The 20,318-nt window shown below is 45.5% G+C and carries 19 protein-coding genes; 6 read left to right on the forward strand and 13 right to left on the reverse strand.

What is annotated here, in order from left to right; genetic code table 11:
* Positions 1-79 precede the first annotated feature (79 nt).
* Positions 80-1,006, forward strand: a complete 927-nt coding sequence (gene rsgA / locus ABHV44_RS03560; protein ID WP_459073275.1) for a ribosome small subunit-dependent GTPase A — start codon at positions 80-82, stop codon at positions 1,004-1,006.
* Here rsgA and cysQ read toward each other — a convergent pair whose 3' ends face one another.
* Positions 1,007-1,768 carry a 3'(2'),5'-bisphosphate nucleotidase CysQ gene (gene cysQ, locus ABHV44_RS03565; RefSeq protein ID WP_459073276.1) on the reverse strand — a complete coding sequence of 254 codons (762 nt, stop codon included), beginning with the start codon at positions 1,766-1,768 and terminating at the stop codon, positions 1,007-1,009. It lies immediately after the preceding gene.
* A 227-nt stretch (positions 1,769-1,995) separates the two neighbouring features.
* Here cysQ and ABHV44_RS03570 point away from each other — a divergent pair, with 227 nt between their 5' ends.
* Complete coding sequence (locus ABHV44_RS03570) at positions 1,996-4,602, forward strand: TonB-dependent receptor (RefSeq protein WP_459073277.1); 2,607 nt, start codon at positions 1,996-1,998, stop codon at positions 4,600-4,602.
* A 61-nt stretch (positions 4,603-4,663) separates the two neighbouring features.
* Here the strand turns inward: ABHV44_RS03570 and ABHV44_RS03575 are convergent, their stop codons facing one another.
* Genes ABHV44_RS03575 through ABHV44_RS03600 form a run of 6 tightly spaced genes read right to left on the reverse strand, consistent with a single transcriptional unit; the run spans position 4,664 to position 9,776 of the window.
* Positions 4,664-5,245 carry a hypothetical protein gene (locus ABHV44_RS03575; RefSeq protein ID WP_459073278.1) on the reverse strand — a complete coding sequence of 194 codons (582 nt, stop codon included), beginning with the start codon at positions 5,243-5,245 and terminating at the stop codon, positions 4,664-4,666.
* 16 nt (positions 5,246-5,261) lie between these two features.
* Positions 5,262-5,780 (reverse strand): hypothetical protein, encoded by a 519-nt coding sequence (locus ABHV44_RS03580; protein WP_459073279.1) that lies wholly within the window; start codon positions 5,778-5,780, stop codon positions 5,262-5,264.
* A gap of 54 nt (positions 5,781-5,834) precedes the next feature.
* Positions 5,835-6,569 carry a phosphoglycerol geranylgeranyltransferase gene (locus tag ABHV44_RS03585; protein ID WP_459073280.1) on the reverse strand — a complete coding sequence of 245 codons (735 nt, stop codon included), beginning with the start codon at positions 6,567-6,569 and terminating at the stop codon, positions 5,835-5,837.
* 43 nt (positions 6,570-6,612) lie between these two features.
* Positions 6,613-7,446, reverse strand: a complete 834-nt coding sequence (locus ABHV44_RS03590) for an alpha/beta fold hydrolase (protein WP_459073281.1) — start codon at positions 7,444-7,446, stop codon at positions 6,613-6,615.
* A gap of 10 nt (positions 7,447-7,456) precedes the next feature.
* Positions 7,457-8,167 carry a TetR/AcrR family transcriptional regulator gene (locus ABHV44_RS03595; protein ID WP_459073282.1) on the reverse strand — a complete coding sequence of 237 codons (711 nt, stop codon included), beginning with the start codon at positions 8,165-8,167 and terminating at the stop codon, positions 7,457-7,459.
* Complete coding sequence (locus ABHV44_RS03600; RefSeq protein WP_459073283.1) at positions 8,160-9,776, reverse strand: SulP family inorganic anion transporter; 1,617 nt, start codon at positions 9,774-9,776, stop codon at positions 8,160-8,162. The genes ABHV44_RS03595 and ABHV44_RS03600 overlap by 8 nt, the downstream gene beginning before the upstream one ends.
* A gap of 272 nt (positions 9,777-10,048) precedes the next feature.
* Here ABHV44_RS03600 and carB point away from each other — a divergent pair, with 272 nt between their 5' ends.
* The gene (gene carB, locus ABHV44_RS03605; RefSeq protein WP_459073284.1) at positions 10,049-12,865 is read left to right on the forward strand and encodes a carbamoyl-phosphate synthase large subunit; all 2,817 of its coding nucleotides are present in this window, start codon (positions 10,049-10,051) and stop codon (positions 12,863-12,865) included.
* Positions 12,866-12,984: 119 nt separating this feature from the next.
* Here carB and ABHV44_RS03610 read toward each other — a convergent pair whose 3' ends face one another.
* Positions 12,985-13,686: a T9SS type A sorting domain-containing protein gene (locus ABHV44_RS03610; RefSeq protein ID WP_459073285.1), complete on the reverse strand. Its 702-nt coding sequence runs from the start codon at positions 13,684-13,686 to the stop codon at positions 12,985-12,987.
* Between the two features lie 110 nt (positions 13,687-13,796).
* The gene (locus tag ABHV44_RS03615; protein WP_459073286.1) at positions 13,797-14,180 is read right to left on the reverse strand and encodes a nuclear transport factor 2 family protein; all 384 of its coding nucleotides are present in this window, start codon (positions 14,178-14,180) and stop codon (positions 13,797-13,799) included.
* Positions 14,181-14,348: 168 nt separating this feature from the next.
* Here ABHV44_RS03615 and ABHV44_RS03620 point away from each other — a divergent pair, with 168 nt between their 5' ends.
* Positions 14,349-14,828, forward strand: a complete 480-nt coding sequence (locus ABHV44_RS03620) for a four helix bundle protein (protein ID WP_459073287.1) — start codon at positions 14,349-14,351, stop codon at positions 14,826-14,828.
* A 5-nt stretch (positions 14,829-14,833) separates the two neighbouring features.
* Here the strand turns inward: ABHV44_RS03620 and ABHV44_RS03625 are convergent, their stop codons facing one another.
* The 4 genes from ABHV44_RS03625 to ABHV44_RS03640 all read right to left on the reverse strand — a co-directional run bounded on the left by ABHV44_RS03625 (position 14,834) and on the right by ABHV44_RS03640 (position 18,494).
* Positions 14,834-16,780 (reverse strand): aconitate hydratase, encoded by a 1,947-nt coding sequence (locus tag ABHV44_RS03625; protein WP_459073288.1) that lies wholly within the window; start codon positions 16,778-16,780, stop codon positions 14,834-14,836.
* Positions 16,781-16,929: 149 nt separating this feature from the next.
* Positions 16,930-17,334, reverse strand: coding sequence for a DUF5684 domain-containing protein (locus ABHV44_RS03630; RefSeq protein WP_459073289.1), 405 nt, complete (start codon positions 17,332-17,334; stop codon positions 16,930-16,932).
* 192 nt (positions 17,335-17,526) lie between these two features.
* Positions 17,527-18,174: an HD domain-containing protein gene (locus ABHV44_RS03635; protein WP_459073290.1), complete on the reverse strand. Its 648-nt coding sequence runs from the start codon at positions 18,172-18,174 to the stop codon at positions 17,527-17,529.
* An 86-nt stretch (positions 18,175-18,260) separates the two neighbouring features.
* Positions 18,261-18,494 carry a Kazal-type serine protease inhibitor domain-containing protein gene (locus ABHV44_RS03640; RefSeq protein ID WP_459073291.1) on the reverse strand — a complete coding sequence of 78 codons (234 nt, stop codon included), beginning with the start codon at positions 18,492-18,494 and terminating at the stop codon, positions 18,261-18,263.
* Between the two features lie 206 nt (positions 18,495-18,700).
* On the opposite strand from ABHV44_RS03640, the gene ABHV44_RS03645 reads away from it, so the two are divergent.
* Positions 18,701-19,858, forward strand: coding sequence for an MDR family MFS transporter (locus ABHV44_RS03645; protein ID WP_459073292.1), 1,158 nt, complete (start codon positions 18,701-18,703; stop codon positions 19,856-19,858).
* Between the two features lie 92 nt (positions 19,859-19,950).
* The gene (locus ABHV44_RS03650; protein WP_459073293.1) at positions 19,951-20,232 is read left to right on the forward strand and encodes a DUF4834 family protein; all 282 of its coding nucleotides are present in this window, start codon (positions 19,951-19,953) and stop codon (positions 20,230-20,232) included.
* Positions 20,233-20,318 lie beyond the last annotated feature (86 nt).

A 20,318-nucleotide genomic window follows, 5' to 3' on the forward strand; every position in this document is an offset into this window, starting at 1 on the left:
TTTTGGAAGTTGAGAATTACCACAAATGTAGGGCGAAAAAGTTCTGCGGAGTAGTTTTGTAGCCATCAATCCCAATTTTTTGAAAAGAGGAACTGTCATAAAATCTACCGGAAAATGGTATGTCGTTAAAACTCCAGATGGAGAATATTTCGACTGCCGCATTCGCGGTAAATTTCGCACGGCCGGAATTAAAACCACTAATCCGCTAGCGGTGGGCGATGAGGTGAGTTTTGAACCTGAAGATGATGAACGCGGAGTGATACAGGAAATTCACGACCGCAAGAATTATATCATTCGAAAATCGGTAAATCTCTCGAAGCGAGCGCACATCGTTGCAGCCAACGTAGACGTGGCATTTCTGGTTGTCACCATCAAAGAGCCTGACACTTCATTTGGTTTCATCGACAGGTTTTTAGTCACAGCCGAAGCATATCACATACCCACAGTGATCGTCCTCAACAAGGTCGATCGATTCAATGAGGAAGACCGAGAACGTGCTGATAAGCTGATCGAGATCTACTCGGAGATCGGTTATGAATGTCTGGAGACTTCTGTACCAGAAAAGCACAACATCGATAAGTTGAAAGAGCTGCTCAAAGATAAAACCAGCGTGGTTTCAGGTCACTCTGGTGTTGGGAAATCTTCGCTTCTTAATGCCGTTCAGCCGGGGTTAAAACTCAAAACGGCCGATGTTTCGGACTCGCATCACAAAGGACAACACACCACCACTTTCGCAGAAATGCACGAGCTAAAATTTGGAGGATACATCATCGACACTCCGGGAATAAAAGGGCTGGGAATTGTGGATGTACCCAAAGAGGAGCTGAGTCATTATTTTGTTGAGATGAGAAATCTGCTCCCACACTGTAAATTTCATAACTGTGTGCACATCAACGAACCTGGCTGTGCAGTGAAAGATGCTTTGGCAGCCGAACTGATTGCAGAGTCGCGCTACAAGAGCTACTGGAACATGTATCACAATGACGATGAAAACCCTTACCGATAGTTAGCGGGCGAGAAAAGGTCCGTTTTTCAAATTTTTCCTGTTGTAAACCATCGGCTTCCCTGTAGCCAGGTCGATTAGTTCTTTTCCCGTTTCGGTCAGAAGAACCTGTCCTGCTGCCGTGTCCCACTCCATGCATGGGCTAAATCTCGGATAGCAGTCGGCAAGTCCATCGGCCAGGATGCAAAATTTAAGAGCGCTCGCGGATTTCACGAGTTTCAAATCCGGGTAATCATTTCTCAATTCGTCCACATAGGCCTGAGTGCGCTTGTCGAGGTGAGAACGGCTCACTGTTACCCGGTAGGGGTGATCTCCGGTTTCATCTGGGAGTTTAATCGGATTTTCAGTATTTGAAAAGTCTGCTCGAAAAGCACCGTTTCCTCGAGATGCCCAATAAACTTTTTGATCTACGGGTAGAGCAATGACACCCAAAATCGGTACACCATTTTCTACCAATGCGATGTTCACCGTAAACTCATTTCTACCGTGAATGAAAGCTCTCGTGCCGTCTAGTGGGTCCACTATCCAGAGCTTTTCCCAGTCCTTTCTCGTTTCAAAAGGAGCCTTTCTACCTTCTTCACTCAGCACCGGAAATTGGGTTTCCTCAAGATGCTGTTTGATCACACTGTGAGCTGCTTCATCAGCATCTGTCACCGGGCTCTCATCAGCTTTCAGCTCGATGGAGTAGTCCCCTTTTCTAACAGACATGATTTTTTTGGAAGCCTCAATGGCAGCTAGCAGAGCGAGTTGAGTGTGCGATTCCATTTTCATCCGGTGCGAAGATAACACTTGAGAGCTCTTATGGTTTTGGGCTGGCTTTTTAATTAATACCTTTGCGCCATCTCAACAGGGGTGCCCTATACAACGGGCTGAGATCATACCCTTTGAACCTGGCCGGGTAATTCCGGTAAGGGAGCAAGGTTAAATAATTAATTAAAGCGGGAGTTCCCTGTGCTCGCGTGGTTATTTAACATCAAAATTCATTTTAAATCATGCGCAAGATTTTCTTGAGCTTTATCCTGCTGCTGCCGGCCGTGTGGCTGAGCGCGCAATCCACAATTACCGGGACGGTAAAAGACGAAGCCAGTCAGCCCGTTCCCGGAGCTACTGTTCAAATTGTCCGGCTTTCTAAGCTGGTCACAACAAACTCGGATGGCGAGTTTCTGCTGGAGGTGCAGACTTCCGGCAAGTACAAGGTTAAAGTTTCCGCCATTGGCTATCCATCGCAAGAAAAAGCGGTGGAAGTTGAAGGAGGAAACAACGAAGTGAATTTTCAACTCGATCCGAACATCGGCTCGCTTGAAATTACTGAGTCGGCTGTTATTGAAGCTACACAGGCCGATGAGCGAACTCCGATGGCCTACACCAACGTTTCCGAAGAGGAAATTGAAAAGTTAAACGTGGGGCAAGACATGCCTTACCTCGTTCGCTACACACCTTCAATGGTGACAACTTCTGATGCCGGTGCCGGAATCGGTTACACCGGAATGAGAATTCGTGGTTCCGACCAAACTCGAATTAATGTTACAGTGAACGGAATTCCAATCAACGACTCTGAGTCGCAAGGGGTTTTTTGGGTGAATATGCCTGACCTGGCAAGCTCGGTGGACAACCTGCAAATTCAGCGAGGTGTCGGGACCTCTACTAACGGTGCTGGTGCTTTCGGTGCGACAATTAAAATGAATACCACTGAGTTTGGTCCAGCTCATGCCGAGATTCGTTCAGGTGCTGGTTCGTTCAACACGTTCAGAAATACCGCTTCTTTTGGAACTGGGCTGCTCAACGATCACTGGGTGATGGAAGGTCGCATTTCGCGAATCACATCAGACGGTTACATCGACAGAGCTACTTCTGACCTTCAGTCGTACTACCTTTCTGGTGGTTACATCGGAGAAAACACTTCTTTGAAAGCGGTGATTTTTGGCGGAGACGAAAGAACGTATCAGTCGTGGTACGGCACTCCAGAATCGCGAGTAGATGGTGATGTGGCCGCAATGCAAGCTTATGCCGATCGAAACTTTCTCTCCGATGCAGAGAGAGAAAATCTGCTCAACTCTGGCAGAACTTACAACTACTACACTTATGAGAACGAGGTCGACAACTACTCGCAAGATCACTACCAGCTGCACTTCGAGCATCGTTTTTCAGACAATCTAAAATTGAACGTTTCGGGACACTACACTCGAGGTGAAGGTTACTTCGAGCAGTACCGAAACAAAGACGATTTTGAGGAATATGGCTTGAGCAACATTCAAATCGCTAGCGATCAGGTTTTCAGTAATGATACAGCTGAAGGTGGTGCATTTATCAATACGAATTTCCAAAATCAGATCGATCAGGAAGATGCGGATGTCTCATTTGATGTTGTTACAGACCAGGCAGGAGATACGATCACCGATGGAAACGGAAATGTTTTGCTCGATGCCAACGCAGCCATTACTTCAACGGACCTCGTGCGCAGGCGCTGGCTCGACAACCACTTTTATGGTGGAGTCTTTTCACTTACCTATACTCAAAGCAATCTCGAAGTGATTCTTGGCGGTGGCGCTAACCAATACGTTGGTGACCACTTTGGAGAATTCATTTGGGTAGAGCATTCAGATAATATCGACATTGGCGATTACTACTACTTCAACGATGCTACCAAGAACGATGCGAACCTCTATCTGAAGGCGACTTACAATGTGACCGACAAGATTATTGTGTTTGGTGATGTTCAGGGAAGGTTTGTCGACTACCGCACCCAGGGCATCGACAGCGATCAGCGTCCGATTGCTGTGAGAGACGATAATTTCTTCTTCAATCCAAAAGCCGGTTTGACTTACCGAGTAAACAACACCGACCGCGTTTACGGATCTTTCAGTGTGGCGAATCGCGAGCCCGTACGAAACGATTACATCGATGCGCCTCAGGGAGAGTTTCCCGAACACGAAACGCTCTACGACCTTGAGCTCGGATACGAGCGAGTGGGTGAATGGTACAACACTACCATCAACTTCTACAACATGCAGTACAACAATCAGCTGGTGCTAACCGGAGCTGTAAACGATGTTGGAAGCGGTATTCGCGAAAACGTGAAAAGCAGTTACCGAAGAGGTGTTGAATTGGTTGTAGGTGTGAAAGCGTTGGAGAATCTACATATTCAAGGGAATGTGACTTACAGCCAAAACAAAATTGAGCAGTACAATGAAGTGATTCCCGACTACGAAGTGATTGATCATGGAGAAACCGACATCGCCTTTTCACCAGAGATTATTGCTGGAGGTCAGGCGACTTACACGGCTTTTGACAATGACCTTCACTCACTGGATCTAACCTGGTTGGCAAAGTATGTCGGTGAACAATATCTCGACAACACATCCAATCCAGATCGCGCCATCGATCCATACCTTGTGAACAACGCACAGCTCGTCTACACTGTAAAAAACAAGTTGTTTAAAGAACTGATTTTCACAGCCAGAGTCAACAATGTGCTAAATGAGAAGTACGTGTCAAACGGCTACACTTTTAGCTACTACTACCAGGAGGTGATTACCGAAAACTTTTACTATCCACAGGCAACTCGAAACTTCATGTTTGGGTTGACGGCAAAGTTTTAACTGCTACCAATTGCAATTTTACTAAACCCTCTTCTGGCTCAGGCTGGAAGGGGGTTTTTTATCACCAGTGATTGTAATCAACCTTAAATCCAAACTTGACATCAGTAATATGAAATGTTTGGTCATTTTCAGAATCGTAAAAAGTACCCTCAAATTTTCCCTCAACATAAGACCATTCGAGGTTGACAGGTGAAAAGACTTCGGTGATTTCCAGATATATATTCTGGCATTCATCTGCTTCCGTTTTTTGGTCACGATACAGGCCGACAACACTTTCATTAGTGCCCGGACTTGTGTCCTCAGTTGGTCCTTCATCCGAACCAGATCCGTGAAAGTGTTTTCCGCATTCAGTAAAAACGCCCACTCTGAGTCCCTTTTTCTTCTTGATGTAAATTCTTAGGTGGTTATCGCAATTCCCTGCACTGAAAATAAAACCATCAATTGTAATGCTGTTTGAGTCTACGAAAAGCGGGATAACTCGAAATGCGGAACACCAGAGAGGATCGCTATCTAGTTCGAAGGGTTCACCATTCAATTTTCCCTCGAAGTAATTACTTCTGTCCACAGGTTCGTCTTTGCTACAGCTCTGTAAAAACAGGCAGAAGGATAGTGTGATACCAAGTATTAAGTGTGCTTTTTTCATGACGAAATTTTTTTAATCACCTCTCTTCGGAATAAACTCCAAAGTGGACATTTGAAAGAATCATTTCTCCAAATCCAGGGTGTTGGAGCTTTGCGTCCAAAAAACCTTCGATGTAGATGAAGCCATTCTTAATTTCAATTGTGGTGATCTCCAAATTAGCATCCTCACAATGGTCATTTTCTTCATCCATGAAAGAGATGGAAAAATCAAGGTCCGTGTCAGGGTTGTCTCTACAGCCTAGAAAAGTTCCGAGGCTCAGGTTGTCAGGCACTGTGATTTCGATCTCCTGGTCACGAGCACAGTTTCGAGCTTCAAAGTGGAAGCCGTTTACTTCATTAGTAATGTTATCTGTGTAAATGACCTCGCTGAATCTGGAGCAAAAAAGCAAGCTTCCATTGGTTTCGAAAGACTCTCCGTTAATTCTTCCTTTGAAGAAAGATGTTCTATTGGGTTCAAAGGCTGAATCGGAGCATCCCCAGGAAAGGAGGCTTATCAAAATTAAGCTGACAGAAAGTCTTTGAATTTGGCTTTTCATAGCTCTACAGTCATTAGTTGAGTCAGATAAAGCTAAGAAAATCTGATGAATGGGCTAGTGAGTGCGGCTCACCTCAAAAAGCAACTCCGGGTTTTCCTCTAACGCTGTTCCGACCACTAGCAGATCTGCTCCAGCCTGGTATGCCTGGTCCATTTGATCTGCTGAGCGAAGTCCGCCACCAACGATCAGTGGAAGTTTGGTTTGGCTTCTTACAGCTTTTATCATTTCCGGTGAAACGGGTTTGTCCGCCCCGCTGCCGCCATCGAGGTAAAGGCATTGAAGTCCGAGCATTTCTCCAGCCATGGCTGTTGTAGCCGCAATTCCGGGTTTGTTGTGTGGAATTGGAGGAGTAGCGCTCATGTAGCTGGCCGTGGTGGGTTTGCCGCAATCCACGAGCATGTAGCCTGTGGCGACAGTTTCCAGCCCCAGCTCCTTAATTTTTGGCGCAGCCACTACGTGATGACCAATTAGAAACTCGGGATTTCGACCGGAAATCAAGCTGAGGAAAAGAACTGCATCCACATGGGGTGTAAGCTGCATAGGGCTCCCGGGAAAGAGGATCACCGGAATTTTCGATTTTTCGTGAACGTATTTTATTCGCTCTTCGCACTTTGCTTCGGTGATGAGGCTGCCACCGATCAGGAAAAAATCGACACCACAAGCGTGAGCCATTTCGATCAACTTGTCCGTTTTGCTTTGGTCGACCAGCTTGTCGGGGTCGAGCAGCACTGCAAGCGCTTTTTTGCCTTTGGCTTTAAGAGAACTGATTTTTTCGAGGACGGTATTCACGCAAATCGATTTGGTCAAAAATAGAAATTAAAGACTTGGTGGCTTAGCTCGGCCAGAGGTTGTGCTCTCCTAGATATTTTTTGGTGGGCTCTTCGAGCAGCAGGTGGCCACTTTCGAGCACGTGTAGCGATTTTGGGTTTTTCAAGATCTCAGCCATTTTTTCGCCATGGGCTGGAGGGATGATTTTGTCGTATTTCCCGAAAAGCATGTGGACGGTCATCTCATATTTTTCGACTGTAAGTGCCACCTCCCGGAGGTTGGGTTCGAAATTTCTAAAGATCAACCAGGTGTCGTAAACCAACCTGCGCTTTTGGTGCGTGTCCATGTGGAAATTGACAAACCGATGAATTTTGTCGGAAATGATTCGCAAAAACTTGAGCAAGTCGGCCAGCTTGAAAAACGGCTTTGGCCGTTTCAGGACCTGTTTGTAAATCGCCCGACCGGCAGTGGTTTTGCTTGTGAAAGAGTAAAGCTTGTTGATTTTAATGCCATCGGGCGCAAAAAGCAAAATTCCTTTGGGTTTAAATGCCATGGTTAGCGATGTTTGCAAGGCGAGTTTTCCTCCCAGGCTGTATCCCATCACCCAGTAGCTCTCGGCCTTTTCGCGCTCGAGGATCTTAGATATCAAATCACTCCACTCCTTATCGTTTACCGGATCTCTCTCAATTCGATGTTCAGGGAAACGGCTTTCACCGTGCTGAAAAATATTAACGCTCACCAACTTTTGATCTGGCCTCAAGAGTGGTTCAAAAAGCAAAAAATCTTCTGCTTTTCTCCCAAAACCGTGGAAGGCCAGAATGATCTGTGATCCCTCGCCCCGGGTGATGTACTCGAGTTTGAGGTCCTTGTGGCTGACTGTTTGATGATTTGATTTCACTACCGCGAAATTACGCAGTTGTAGTTTCAACTCCCAGCGAACCGAAGACGAGCTGATGCAAAAAGTTGTAAAGATCTTTTGACGAACCTGATTTTAGGTTCGACAGGTGGGGTAGATGCTCAGCAAAAAATGCCTGATTGTGTGATGACTCAATGAGTGTAGAGGCCAGAGCATTGGGGAATTCGTAGTTAACGCAATTCGATGAAATCAGGTCGGCCAGTCTGTCGATGAGCCTTTTGTAGCTATCGAGCAATCCTTCTTTGTTTGCCCGATCAACGTCTTTGTTGAAATAAGCTTTTGCCGACTCCCGAACCACTATTCCCTGAAGTGATACTTCATCAATGTGAGCAAACGAATTATCCATTTGTATCGGCTCAGAAAGCAAACTGATAACCCGGTCGAGCCGCTCTTCCGGGCTTTCGATGTTTGACGTGCGCAATATGATTTGGTATTCGAGCCAATTCCAGTACCACGCTGTGAGGTAAAGCAGGAGTTTGTGTTTGTTTTCAAAATAGCGATAAACCGAAGCTTCCGTGGAATGGATGGCTTTGGCCAGCTTTCCGAAAGTAAATTGTTCAAACCCCAATTCGTCAATCATTCGAATGCTCTCGGAAATGATTTTCTGCCCGAGCTCTGTTGTGTCCGGGTCTTTCACAAAAACTTTTTCGCAAATTGTTATTCGCACTCCCGGCAAGTCCGGGTTGTGAGTTGAATTAATCATCCGCTAAAACCTTTTTGTCTTTATCCAATTGTCCTCTTCGGGCATCGATGTTTATTAAATCGCACTTCATTCCTCTGTCCTCACAAGATGTTTGAAATTCATAGATCATTTCCCTTGCATCGTGGTCTATAAACCTACTGCGACTGCCATCTACAACCAGGTGAGTTCCTTTAGGTACTTCGTAGAGCCTTTTTTGCAGTCCCGCTTTGTTCAGGAAAGACACATGCTCACTGAGCTTGATTGTTACTTTTTTGTGGTCTTCTTCAGGGACTTCCTCTTCGCGGTAAAAATGCGAGAATTTGTAGTTTGCTTTCAGAATGTAGAAAATCCCAACTGCCAGTCCAATCACAATTCCATAGAGCAGATCAGTTAGCAAAATGGCAATAATCGTTACCATGAAAGGAATAAATTGATCCATTCCGTCTTTGTACATTTTTATGTAAAGCTGTGGCTTGGAAAGTTTGTATCCAACAACGAGAAGCACTGCTGCCAGAGAAGCATAAGGGATCATGTTCAGAGCAAAAGGAATGGCAGCCACACAAACCAGCAGAAATATTCCATGGTAAAAAGCCGACATTTTTGATTTAGCGCCAGACTCGATATTGGTCGAAGACCTCACGATTACAGCAGTCATCGGAAGTCCTCCAAAGAAACCGGCAATGATGTTACCAACACCCTGAGCGCGCATCTCGCGGTTTTTGTTGGTCGACCTTTTTTGCTTGTCGAGTTTATCGGCAGCTTCCACACTCAAGAGTGTTTCGAGGCTGGCGATGAGTGCAATCACGAATGCCGTTTGCCAAATCAGAGGGTCGTTCAAAATGCTGAAAAACTCCCAGTCACCACCAAGCATTTTCCCGATCACAGTTTGGTTTTTAATTTCTGCGAATTGAGCGGGGTCCTGCACGTTAGGCACATTCACCAGGTGTTCTGAATTGACGATGAGGTTGGATGAGAAAAGTTTGTAGAGCTCATTCATTCCAAGCCCAAGCAAAACGGCTACCAGTGCTCCGGGTACAAAATTTACTCCTTTGATTTTTTGAATAAAGGGCTTGTCCCAGAGGATGAGAGTCAAAAGACCGACAGCGCCAATGATGAGCGCTCCCGGGCTAATGTGAGTGAGGGAATACGCCACTTCTTCAAAAGTGTTTCGTCCATCAGTTCCCCAAAAGCTCATCTCACCAAACGCATCCTGGTCGAATCCAAGAAAGTGAGGGATTTGCTTGAGGATAAGGATCAAACCGATGGCCGCTAGCATTCCGCGAATAACGCTCGATGGAAAGTAAAGGCCGATGATTCCAGCTTTAAGGGTTCCCAGAATAAGCTGAATGATTCCCGCTAAGACGACAGTAACCAGAAATGCCTCAAAAGAATTGAGGTCTGTGATGGCGTTGAGCACGATCACAGTAAGGCCGGCTGCCGGTCCACTCACGCTGGTTTGCGATCCACTTAGGAGTCCGACCACAATACCAGCCACAATCCCACTGACCAGGCCCGAAAAAAGAGGAGCGCCAGAGGCAAGAGCAATTCCAAGACAAAGCGGAAGAGCTACCAGAAAAACAACCAGTCCCGAAAGGAGGTCATTGGGAGTGTATTTTAAATATTTTTTCATCTACGTGATTTTTGTCTGTTCAATTAGTCGGTAAAAATAACCTTTTCACGAAACATGATAGTATTACTATTGGGAATAAAAGTGATCATTTTTTTATGTGTATTAATTTTATCGATAGGCTTTAATTTAAATCTTGTTGATAGCTGTTTAAAAGTTGATTTTTTCTACTGGCAGTTATGCCCTAATTTCGCATCCGAAAAATTTGGTGCTCAATTTTGCTGCCCGGGCCATGAGGTGAAAAAAATCTCGGTTACTGGGCGGCTAAAAAAAAAATGCCCAGAGACAAAAGCATTCGTTCCGTTCTAATTATTGGTAGTGGACCCATCGTTATCGGACAAGCCTGTGAGTTCGATTATTCCGGTTCACAAGCCGCCCGCTCACTTCACGAAGAGGGGATAGAAGTTACCCTCATCAACTCCAACCCGGCAACGATCATGACCGACCCGGTGATGGCCGACAATATTTACCTCAAGCCACTGGAGCCGGAGTCGATCGAAGAAATTTTGCAAGCTCACAACATCGATGCTGTGCTACCTACCATGGGTGGACAGACAGCGCTGAACCTGGCCATCAAATGTCAGGAAATGGGACTCTGGGAAGAGTACGGTGTGCGTATGATTGGTGTGAATATCGATGCCATCGAAATCACCGAAAACCGTGAGGCCTTTCGCAAACTGATGGGCAAAATCGGAGTGGGCATGGCACCTCAGGCCACAGCCAAATCTTTTCTCGAAGGAAAAGAAGTAGCTCAAAAATTTGGCTATCCGCTTTGTATTCGTGCATCCTACACGCTCGGTGGAGCGGGAGCTGCGGTAGTTCACACGCAAGAAGACTTTGATAAAATGCTGACACGCGGTCTTCACCTTTCGCCAATTCACGAGGTGATGATCGACAAAGCGCTGATGGGATGGAAAGAGTTTGAGCTGGAGCTTCTACGCGATGCCAACGGCAACGTAACGATCATTTGCTCCATCGAAAACTTCGATCCGATGGGAATCCACACCGGAGATTCAATCACAGTGGCTCCGGCCATGACTTTGAGTGATAGCACTTACCAGAGAATGCGTGACATGGCCATCAAAATGATGCGCTCCATCGGAGACTTCTCCGGAGGGTGCAACGTGCAGTTCGCTGTGAGTCCCGATGAGAAAGAAGACATCATTGCCGTGGAGATCAATCCGCGTGTGAGTCGATCTTCTGCGCTTGCATCAAAAGCAACGGGTTACCCAATTGCCAAAATTGCGGCAAAACTGGCTATCGGCTACCACCTCGATGAGCTAGACAACCAGATCACCAAAACCACCAGCGCTTTCTTCGAGCCGACACTCGACTACGTAATCGTGAAAATCCCGCGCTGGAACTTCGACAAATTCGCTGGATCGAACCGCGAGCTTGGTCTGCAGATGAAATCAGTGGGGGAGGTAATGGGCATTGGACGCTCTTTTCAGGAAGCACTTCAAAAAGCCTGTCAGTCGCTGGAGATTAACAGAAACGGAATTGGAGCTGACGGACGCGAATTGCGCGATCAGCAACAAATTTTGAACTCGCTGGAACATCCGAGCTACAACAGGCTGTTTCACATTTACGATGCCATCAAACTGGGCATACCTTTCAAAACGATTCAGGAGAAAACGAAGATCGATTTCTGGTTCCTCAAGCAAATTGAAGAACTGCTTCACCTGGAGCAAAGAATTGAAAAGTTTAACCTCGACACCATTCCACGTGACCTGATGTTTGAGGCGAAACAAAAAGGCTATGCCGACAGGCAAATTGCTCACTTGCTGCGCTGTCTCGAAAGTGAAGTTCACGCCAAGCGCACTGAGATGAATATCAAACGGGTTTACAAACTCGTGGATACCTGTGCTGCGGAGTTCGAAGCGAAAACGCCTTACTACTACTCAACTTTCGAAGACGAAAACGAATCGGAAGTGAGTGACAAGAAGAAAATTGTGGTGCTCGGTTCTGGACCAAACAGAATTGGCCAGGGAATCGAATTTGACTATTGCTGTGTGCACGGAGTCCTGGCGGCAAAAGAGTGCGGCTACGAAACGATCATGATCAACTGCAACCCGGAGACGGTTTCTACCGATTTTGACGTGGCCGACAAGCTCTACTTCGAGCCGGTTTTCTGGGAGCATATTTACGACATTATTCAGCACGAAAAGCCCGAAGGTGTAATTGTGCAGCTCGGTGGACAAACAGCCCTGAAGCTGGCAGAGAAATTAGAGCGCTACGGAGTGAAAATAATGGGTACGAGCTACAAGGCACTCGATCTTGCTGAAGACAGAGGTAGCTTCTCCAAACTTCTTGCAGACAACAACATTCCTTATCCAAAATTCGGAGTTGTGGAAAGTGCGGAGCAAGCGCTTGAGCTGGCCGATGAACTCGGTTTCCCGCTGTTGGTGCGCCCATCGTACGTCCTTGGTGGACAAAAGATGAAAATCGTGATCAACAAAGAAGATCTCGAAAAGCACGTGGTTGATATCCTCCGTGACCTGCCCGACAACAAAATCCTTCTCGATCATTTCCTCGATGGAGCGATCGAAGCTGAGGCTGATGCTATTTGCGATGGAAAGGATGTGCACATCCTCGGAATCATGCAGCACATCGAGCCAGCGGGAATTCACAGTGGCGACAGTTACGGAGTTTTGCCTCCCTACAACCTCGGTGATTTGGTGATGGCGCAAATCGAAGAGCACACCAGAAAGATTGCTGTGGAACTCGAAACGGTCGGACTGATCAACATCCAGTTTGCAGTGAAAGGCGATGAGGTTTACATCATCGAAGCAAACCCGCGAGCTTCGCGAACTGTACCGTTCATTGCGAAAGCCTACGGGGAGCCTTACGTGAATTACGCCACCAAACTGATGCTGGGTGAAGCTAAGATCAAGGACTTCGAATTTAACCCAAATAAAGAAGGATACGCGATTAAAATTCCGGTTTTCAGTTACGAGAAATTCCCAGATGTCAACAAGGAGCTCGGGCCTGAAATGAAATCTACCGGAGAGGCAATTCGCTTCATCAAAGATTTGAAAGATCCATTCTTTAGAAAAATCTACTCAGAGAGAAACCTCTACTTGAGTAAGTAGAACCGAATGAATTCGTGAGGAGTGTGAGCTGAAAAAACTCACGCCTTAAAAGCAGAAAAGCAGTTTAACACAAGTGAATCCTTGAGTTAAACTGCTTTTTTTTTGAGTGAGTTTGAGTGCTACTTCTTCATGAAGCGAACGGCAGTTCCGTTCTCAAAACGAACGAAGTAAACTCCTTTTTGCAAAGTGTGGATATCTACTTCACCATTGTTGGCTGCAGTACCTTTTTGGATGATGCTTCCAGTAATATCGTAAATCACGAAGTTTTCTGCATTATCCAATCCATTAAAATGAACTGAAGTTGCTGATGGATTCGGGTATACAGTTACGTCTTCGTTTTGCTGATTTTCGTTTACGCCTATTGTCTGATCAGTAGAACGCTCGTAGCTAAATGAACCCTGAGCGCCATCCTGTCCCGATCCCCAGGCAGTAAAAGTGATGTCGATGTAGATGTCATCGGTAATCAAGTGAAGAACCATTTCCTCTCCAACGATCGAAGGAGGATTGCTTCCGTGCGTGTCTTCCCAGTTGTCGAAGGTGAGCGACCCGATGTCGGCCGTTGTTCCAAATGCCCATTCGGTGTCTGCAGGACTTGAAAAATCAGTGTAAGACTCTTCAGTTACAATGTTGAAGATACCCTGAGTGTTGGCTCTGGTGATCCAAACGTTAGAGGTAATTCGGTCCTGGTTTTCTTCTAGAGTCCAGTCCGCACCACCGGTTTTTGAGAAGGTCATTGTCGGACCAGTCCAGATGGTTTGTGCCTGAAGCACTGAGCTGATTAGAATACTTGCGACAGCAAGGAAAGTGTAGAGTTTTTTCATGTTTTTAATTTTTGATTTGCGTATACAAAGAAAGACCAGACATCATTGCTTGACCTCCTTCTACGAAGTAAAAATATTCCAAAAATCGAATTGCAGTTTGAAAGTTTTATTTAAAACATTGAATTGCCGTGTGCCATCTCTTCAGGGATAGTCTGCAATACATCCCAGTGTTCCACGATTTTGCCATTTTCGTCAAATCCAAATATATCGATGGTGGCGTAGTCTGGATCGTGCGGCCACTCCTGATGAGTGTGCAGAACGACCATGTTGTCCTCGGCTATGGCGCGTTTCACGTGTACTTTCTTACCGGGGTGCTCAGCAGCCATTTTCTCGAAATACTCGATGAAGCCTTCTTTGCCATCTGGCACATGAGGGTTGTGCTGGCGGTACATCTCGCCCGTGTATTTTTCAATCGCTTTCCGCGGCTCGCATTTGTTAAACATCAAGTCGTAGAATGACTTTGCAGTTTCTTTGTTTTGGTCTTGTTGATTCATATTGTCTGTTTGAGTAAAGGTAATTTAGGTGACTGAGGTAATTTGGTAATTAAGTTAAGCGGCTAGTCCGAAAGCTTGTCTGATCAGTTAATTGCCGGAGCTAGGTTCGTGGATTTATGCTAAATTCATAGCTTTCAAAGCTTAAGATGTTTAATTAAAAACTCTACTATGACAACCAACAAATTTGAAGGTGGGTTCAGGGAGTTGGAAGCCTGGAAAAAAGCCAGGTTGCTCAGGCGAGAAATTTCTGAGCTGTCAAGAACATTCCCAGATTCTGAGAAGTTTAGATTGAGTAGCCAGCTACTGCGAGCGTCAAGAGGAATTACAGCCTGTATAGCCGAAGGCTACGGTCGGTTTCACTTCCAAGAAAATATTCAGTTTTGTCGCACAGCGCGTGGATCACTAATGGAGTGCCTTGATCATCTAACTTGCGCACTTGACGAGGGTTACATTGACGATGAAAAATTCAGACAATTTGAAGGTCTTCACAATGAGGTGCTAAAGATCCTGAATGGCTATATCTCTTACCTTAAACGAAGGAAGAGAGTGCTTCTAAATAGTTACTGGTATTTCTTTTTCAAGACGGAACTTCTTAATCACCTCATTTACCCTAATTACCCCAGTTACCTCAACCCCTTAGAAGCTTAATCACCTCAACTCACTTGCTTCTTCACGTAGTTGATCAGACCGCCTTCTAACAGTACTTCAATTTGGCGGTCACTCAGATCGCACTTCACTTCAAATTTCGAGTCTTTGCCAAGGATCTCTGCTTCGAGTGTTTTTCCGGTTTTAATTCCTTCCCGCACATTCCTAATCCGAATTTCGTCTCCTTGCTCTAACTTGTCGTAGTCTGAAGGGTTGACGAAAACAAAAGGTGCAATTCCGAAATTCACCAGATTCTGCCAGCCGATTCTCGCGTAGCTTTTGGCTATCACTGCGCGTTGGCCGAGGTGTCGCGGACAAAGTGCTGCGTGCTCGCGACTACTTCCCTGAGCGTAGTTTTCTCCGGCAATCACCGCGTGGCCGCCTTTGTGGGCCGTGGCTCTGTCGTAGAAATTTCTATCAATTACCCAAAATGCGTACTTGCTTAGCTCTTCAATATTGCTGCGAAAGGGTAGTACATCACTGCCAGCTTTAAGGATTTCATCAGTGGAAATGTTGTCGTCCATTTTTAAAATCACCGGCACGTTGATCTCGTCCTGCAAGTCGTCAAACTCCGGAAGCGTTTTGATATTTGGACCTTTTTCGATCTTGATTTTTGCTGCATCTTCCTCGTCTTTCGGTGGAGTCAGCATTTGTGTGTTGATCCGAATGTCTTCGGGTTCTTCCCATTGCGGATAGCTCATGTTGAAGAGCTCTTCGAGTTTTCTGGGATCAGTGATTTTTCCTGTAAGTGCTGCTGCAGTAGCGGTTTCCGGACTGCACAGGTAAACTTTGTCATCGATTGTTCCAGATCGTCCGGGGAAATTTCTCGGCATCGTTCTCAGGCTAATGCTTCCGCTTGGTGGGGCTTGTCCCATTCCAATACAACCCATACATCCGGCCTGCTGTATTCTTGCTCCCGAGTTGATGATTTTGGCGAGTCTGCCAGTTCGGATGAGGTTGTGGTAAGTTTGTCGGGAAGAAGGGTTGATGTCCAGCGCAGTGCGATCATCGATCGTTTTGTCTTCCAAAATATCTGCTGGAATGGAAAAATCTCTAAGTCCAGGATTAGCAGAGGATCCAATGAGTACCTGAGCCACTTCTTTTCCCTCGACTTTCGTAACTGGCACCACATCGCCCGGACTACTTGGTCTGGCAATCAGTGGAACGAGTTTGGACATGTCAATTTCCTCGTGTGCATCGTAGCTTGCACCTTCATCTGCTTTGATCTCGACCCAGTCTTTTTCTCTGTTTTGTTGGCGCAAAAAGTCTTTTGTGATTTCATCTGATGGAAAAACGGTTGAAGTAGCGCCCATTTCAGTTCCCATGTTAGCGATCACATGTCTGTCCCAGGTGGAGAGGTTTTTTACTCCAGGTCCGTAATATTCAATGACGTGATTCACGCACCCTTTCACATCGTAGCGTCTCAACATCTCGAGCACCAGATCTTTGGCGCTCACCCAGTCGGGCAATTCGCCAGTGAGCTTCACGCCCAATACTTTGGGCATTTTCACAAAGTAAGGTTTTCCTGCAGAGGCCATGGCCACATCCAGTCCTCCTGTGCCTATCGCCAGCATTCCCAATCCTCCTCCTGCCGGAGTGTGACTGTCTGAACCGAGAAGTGTTTTGCCCGGAATTCCGAAACGCTCCATGTGAACTACGTGACTGATTCCATTGCCGGCACGGCTAAACCAATAACCTAGCTTCGCAGAACTGGCTTGTAGATAGTTGTGGTCATCCGCATTTTTAAAATCTGTTTGAAGCAAGTTGTGGTCAACGTACTGCACGGCTACTTCTGCTTGCGTTCTGTCGAGACCAACTGCTTCTAGCTCGAGCATTATCAAAGTTCCGGTGGCATCCTGCTGCAACACCTGATCTATTTTAAGTCCAATTTCTTTTCCAGGAGTCATCTCGCCTTCCACGAGATGGTCTTTGATGAGTTTTTGAGTAACGTTCATGATGTGTGACGATGTTGGTTACTTAATTTAAATTGACATCTCCTCAAATTGTTTTTTGAAACAGACCTTAAAAAAAAGCGACAACCAAAAATTGGCTGCCGCTTTTTAAAAAATATAAGTTGCTGTATCTAAATAATGCGTTGAGTTACTTAAGCATCGAGTGAATCGTTGTGATTTTGCGCCTCAGCGGCCGAAGGGCCTTGATACTCTGCAGATCCAAAGCCGAGTATCGGGTAAAATATAAAAGGAAGAAAAATCATTCCTACAGTAAAACCTTCTGACTTACCAAAGCTCTTGGCTAGCAGGTTTGTAGCCCAAATTGAAAAAATTACGTTTACAATTGGAATAAGAAATAAAACAATCCACCAAAGTGGCTTTCCAATTATCTGGAGTATTACGATAGCGTTGTAGATTGGGATAATTGCTGCCCATCCGGGTTTACCTGCTTTAGTGAATATCTTCCACAATGAGATGATAGTGAGGAGTAGAATAGCGAGATAAATGATCATGACGCCAGCTCCAAGTCCGGCAATGATTCCTTCTTCTGCGTTCATAGCGATTTAAGATTTAAATTAAGGTGCCTACTCTAATTGTCAGTTTTCGGCTTCCCTGAAGTTTGGCTTTTGCGTAAATCACGCAAAAAAGTTTCACCAAAAATAGAACAGCCTGAAAATTAGTGGAAATTAAAAGAGTAGTGAAAGGGTTGTCAATAGATTAATTAACAACCGATGTGGAAAACAAAGAAATTATAGCACTTCGAGCTCTTTGCTGATATTTTTACGAGCCTGATCCTCAAGTTTTTCTCTGAAATGCTCTGTCTGATAGATGTTTTCTCTTTCTAAAAAATGGTTGAGTACATTTTTTCTACCCGGATTAAAGAGAAAGTCAGGATAAACTGAAAATTCCTTTCGGATCTTAGCTGTGTAATCTTTATAACGCTCTGGCGACTCACCGAGAATTCCCAGGTCAATATCATTTAAATAGTCGGAATCGGGTACTTCCTGAGGATCGTTTGTTTCGGTAGATTCTATGAGTTTTTTGCAGTGCTCGGCTCTTTCTTCATCCACACCAAGCTTCAAAAGCCGCTCTTTTGCCAGCTTAGCACTTTGTTCCTCGTTGTCTTTTCTCTGGATTTTGTAAATAAGATCGTGATAGAAAATGGCAAACTCAAACATCTCGGGATCCTTCAACTTATCCCTGACTTCCTCCATGCGCGAAAACATGTATTCAAGATGAGTTAAGGTGTGATAGTGGCGCTTTTTGCCGAGATACTGCTTTTCGATTTCTTTTAAGAAAGTACTTCGCAACTCCTCATTGTCGCAAAACTTTGAAGAAAGTTCCTCCCATTTTTGGCGCACATCAATTTCGACTTTGTTTGGTTGGTTAGCTGCCATTTTGATCGTTTTCATTAAAACCAATCCCATAGAATTATTGTTTCGATCTCTGCGGAATTGAATGACTTAGGTGCTCAATTTTCTGGTCATTCACACTCACCAGGCTCCCATCTCAAAACTCCTGCAGCTTCGGCCACGCATTCGTTGCTGTAGGTTTCTCCATCACAACCGCAAACGGGTGAGTAAATCATCAGACAGGTCGCTTCAGGGTTTATTTTCTCAGGGTCGATGCACTGCTCCTCGGTGGTTGATTTAGAGTTTGAACACGAGAGGAGAAAAGCCATTGCCAAAAAAGTGAGCAAGAGGGTTCGTGAATACATAGCACTACGATTTTAACTTCTCTCAAAGTTAGTTTTTGATCGATTCAATTAAGCAAGTTTTAACATTGAGTTTTCTGAAACATTGATTCTTTAGTGATAAATCGCAGTACTTTTACAGGCTCTTTTTCACTTTAATCCAGATGCTCAAAAAGTCAATCAGAATATATCGCAATTCGTTTTCAGGTTTGTCAAAGCCTGTCTGGATTTTGGCTTTAGTACTTCTGATCAATCGAAGCGGGACCATGGTTTTGCCTTTTATGTCGCTTTACCTTACGAGCGAATTGGGGTTTACCTATGAGTCGGCTGGTTGGGTTTTGAGCAGTTTTGGAGTTGGAAGCCTGGTCGGTACGTGGATCGGTGGACGCCTTGCTGACAAGGTAGGCTACCTCCGGGTTCAGTTTCTCTCACTGTTAATCAGCGGTGGATTTTTCATTCTCCTCATGTTTGGCGAAACGCTGCCCATGCTTTGCCTGCTCACGTTTTTGACTTCTGCCACCGGTGATGCTTTTCGACCGGCAAACATGGCTGCCGTTGGAGACTTGGCCAACGAAGGAACTCGCACTCGCTCGATCGCTCTCATCCGACTGGCAATCAACTTAGGTTTTGCTATCGGGCCGGCTATTGGCGGAGTGGTAGCGCACAATATTGGTTTTAGTTGGCTTTTCCTGATCGATGGTTTGACGTGCATTGCAGCGGCATTCTTCCTGCGCTGGGCTTTGAAAGATTACCGCGACAGACAAGCTAAGAATGCAGCTCCAAAAACCGAAGCTGCAGAACTGCTTAAAGTGAAATATTCACCGGCTTTTCTTTGGATGACCGCTGGAGTTTTGCTCTGGTCGCTGGCATTTTTCCAGTTGTTTTTTTCCGTGCCACTCTTTCTTGAAAAAGACTTTTCGCTTACCAAAGAGGAGATTGGGATTCTCATGGCAGCCAATGGTTTACTTTTGGTTTTAATAGAGATGCCACTGGTGCAACGCTACGAAAAGAGCATCTTGTCCTACGTGATTATTGTGGGTAGTTTGCTGAGCGCTTTAGCTTTTGCCGTTTTTCTTCTCCCGGAGTTCAGTGTGTGGACGCTGAGTATCGGATTCATTTTGTTCATCACCATCGGTGAGCTTTTCTACCTGCCTTTTACCTCTTCGCTTGCGTTGGATTTGGCGCCAGATCATCTTCGCGGACGATACATGGGGCTTTACGGAATGAGTTTCTCGCTCTCCCACATTGCCGCTCCTACACTGGGGATGAAGTTGGCCGAAGATTTCGGTTTCAAAACACTTTGGGCGATTTGTGTTGGCTTGCTGATTGTCGTGGCGCTACTCACCTGGCGAACCAGAAAACTCCGTGTTGAGGCCGGAAAAGGTTAACAGATTTTTGCCTCTGAGCGATTGGCTGTGGTTCATTTCTCCGCGAAAACAATGTACCTTTGTGGAGCGTTATTTTTTAAAGAACTCGTTAAATGCATTTTGAAGCCGGTTTTGTAAATTTCTTGAGAACACTTGTCATCATTGTCGGAGTGTTTTACCTGTTTCGCTGGATTATGAAACTGGTGGCTCCCTGGCTGATGCGCAAAACGGCAGATCGCATGCGTAAAAATATGCACAAGCAATCGCGCCAAAACCAGTCTAACGACAGACGAAAAGAAGGAGACGTCACCATCGAATACAACAGCAACAAACACCGCTCTCAAAAAGACGATCACCGTGTTGGCGAATACGTAGATTTCGAAGAAGTCGACTAGTGATTTCCGAGGTTGCTTCGTGCGACTTTTCCCCAATCTTTCAACTTTCTATTTCACCTTCCCATCGATTTTCTATCTTTCCGGCT

Source organism: Halocola ammonii (genome assembly GCF_049334165.1).
In the GTDB taxonomy this organism is placed as follows: domain Bacteria; phylum Bacteroidota; class Bacteroidia; order Flavobacteriales_D; family Sanyastnellaceae; genus JBEGHD01.

Bases quoted from the DNA above. Each gene is read 5' to 3' on its own strand.
- cysQ (WP_459073276.1), bottom strand. From the start codon at position 1,768: ATGGAATCGCACACTCAACTCGCTCTGCTAGCTGCCATTGAGGCTTCC.
- ABHV44_RS03570 (WP_459073277.1), top strand. From the start codon at position 1,996: ATGCGCAAGATTTTCTTGAGCTTTATCCTGCTGCTGCCGGCCGTGTGG.
- ABHV44_RS03575 (WP_459073278.1), bottom strand. From the start codon at position 5,245: ATGAAAAAAGCACACTTAATACTTGGTATCACACTATCCTTCTGCCTG.
- ABHV44_RS03580 (WP_459073279.1), bottom strand. From the start codon at position 5,780: ATGAAAAGCCAAATTCAAAGACTTTCTGTCAGCTTAATTTTGATAAGC.
- ABHV44_RS03595 (WP_459073282.1), bottom strand. From the start codon at position 8,167: ATGATTAATTCAACTCACAACCCGGACTTGCCGGGAGTGCGAATAACA.
- ABHV44_RS03600 (WP_459073283.1), bottom strand. From the start codon at position 9,776: ATGAAAAAATATTTAAAATACACTCCCAATGACCTCCTTTCGGGACTG.
- carB (WP_459073284.1), top strand. From the start codon at position 10,049: ATGCCCAGAGACAAAAGCATTCGTTCCGTTCTAATTATTGGTAGTGGA.
- ABHV44_RS03610 (WP_459073285.1), bottom strand. From the start codon at position 13,686: ATGAAAAAACTCTACACTTTCCTTGCTGTCGCAAGTATTCTAATCAGC.
- ABHV44_RS03615 (WP_459073286.1), bottom strand. From the start codon at position 14,180: ATGAATCAACAAGACCAAAACAAAGAAACTGCAAAGTCATTCTACGAC.
- ABHV44_RS03620 (WP_459073287.1), top strand. From the start codon at position 14,349: ATGACAACCAACAAATTTGAAGGTGGGTTCAGGGAGTTGGAAGCCTGG.
- ABHV44_RS03625 (WP_459073288.1), bottom strand. From the start codon at position 16,780: ATGAACGTTACTCAAAAACTCATCAAAGACCATCTCGTGGAAGGCGAG.
- ABHV44_RS03630 (WP_459073289.1), bottom strand. From the start codon at position 17,334: ATGAACGCAGAAGAAGGAATCATTGCCGGACTTGGAGCTGGCGTCATG.
- ABHV44_RS03635 (WP_459073290.1), bottom strand. From the start codon at position 18,174: ATGGCAGCTAACCAACCAAACAAAGTCGAAATTGATGTGCGCCAAAAA.
- ABHV44_RS03640 (WP_459073291.1), bottom strand. From the start codon at position 18,494: ATGTATTCACGAACCCTCTTGCTCACTTTTTTGGCAATGGCTTTTCTC.
- ABHV44_RS03650 (WP_459073293.1), top strand. From the start codon at position 19,951: ATGCATTTTGAAGCCGGTTTTGTAAATTTCTTGAGAACACTTGTCATC.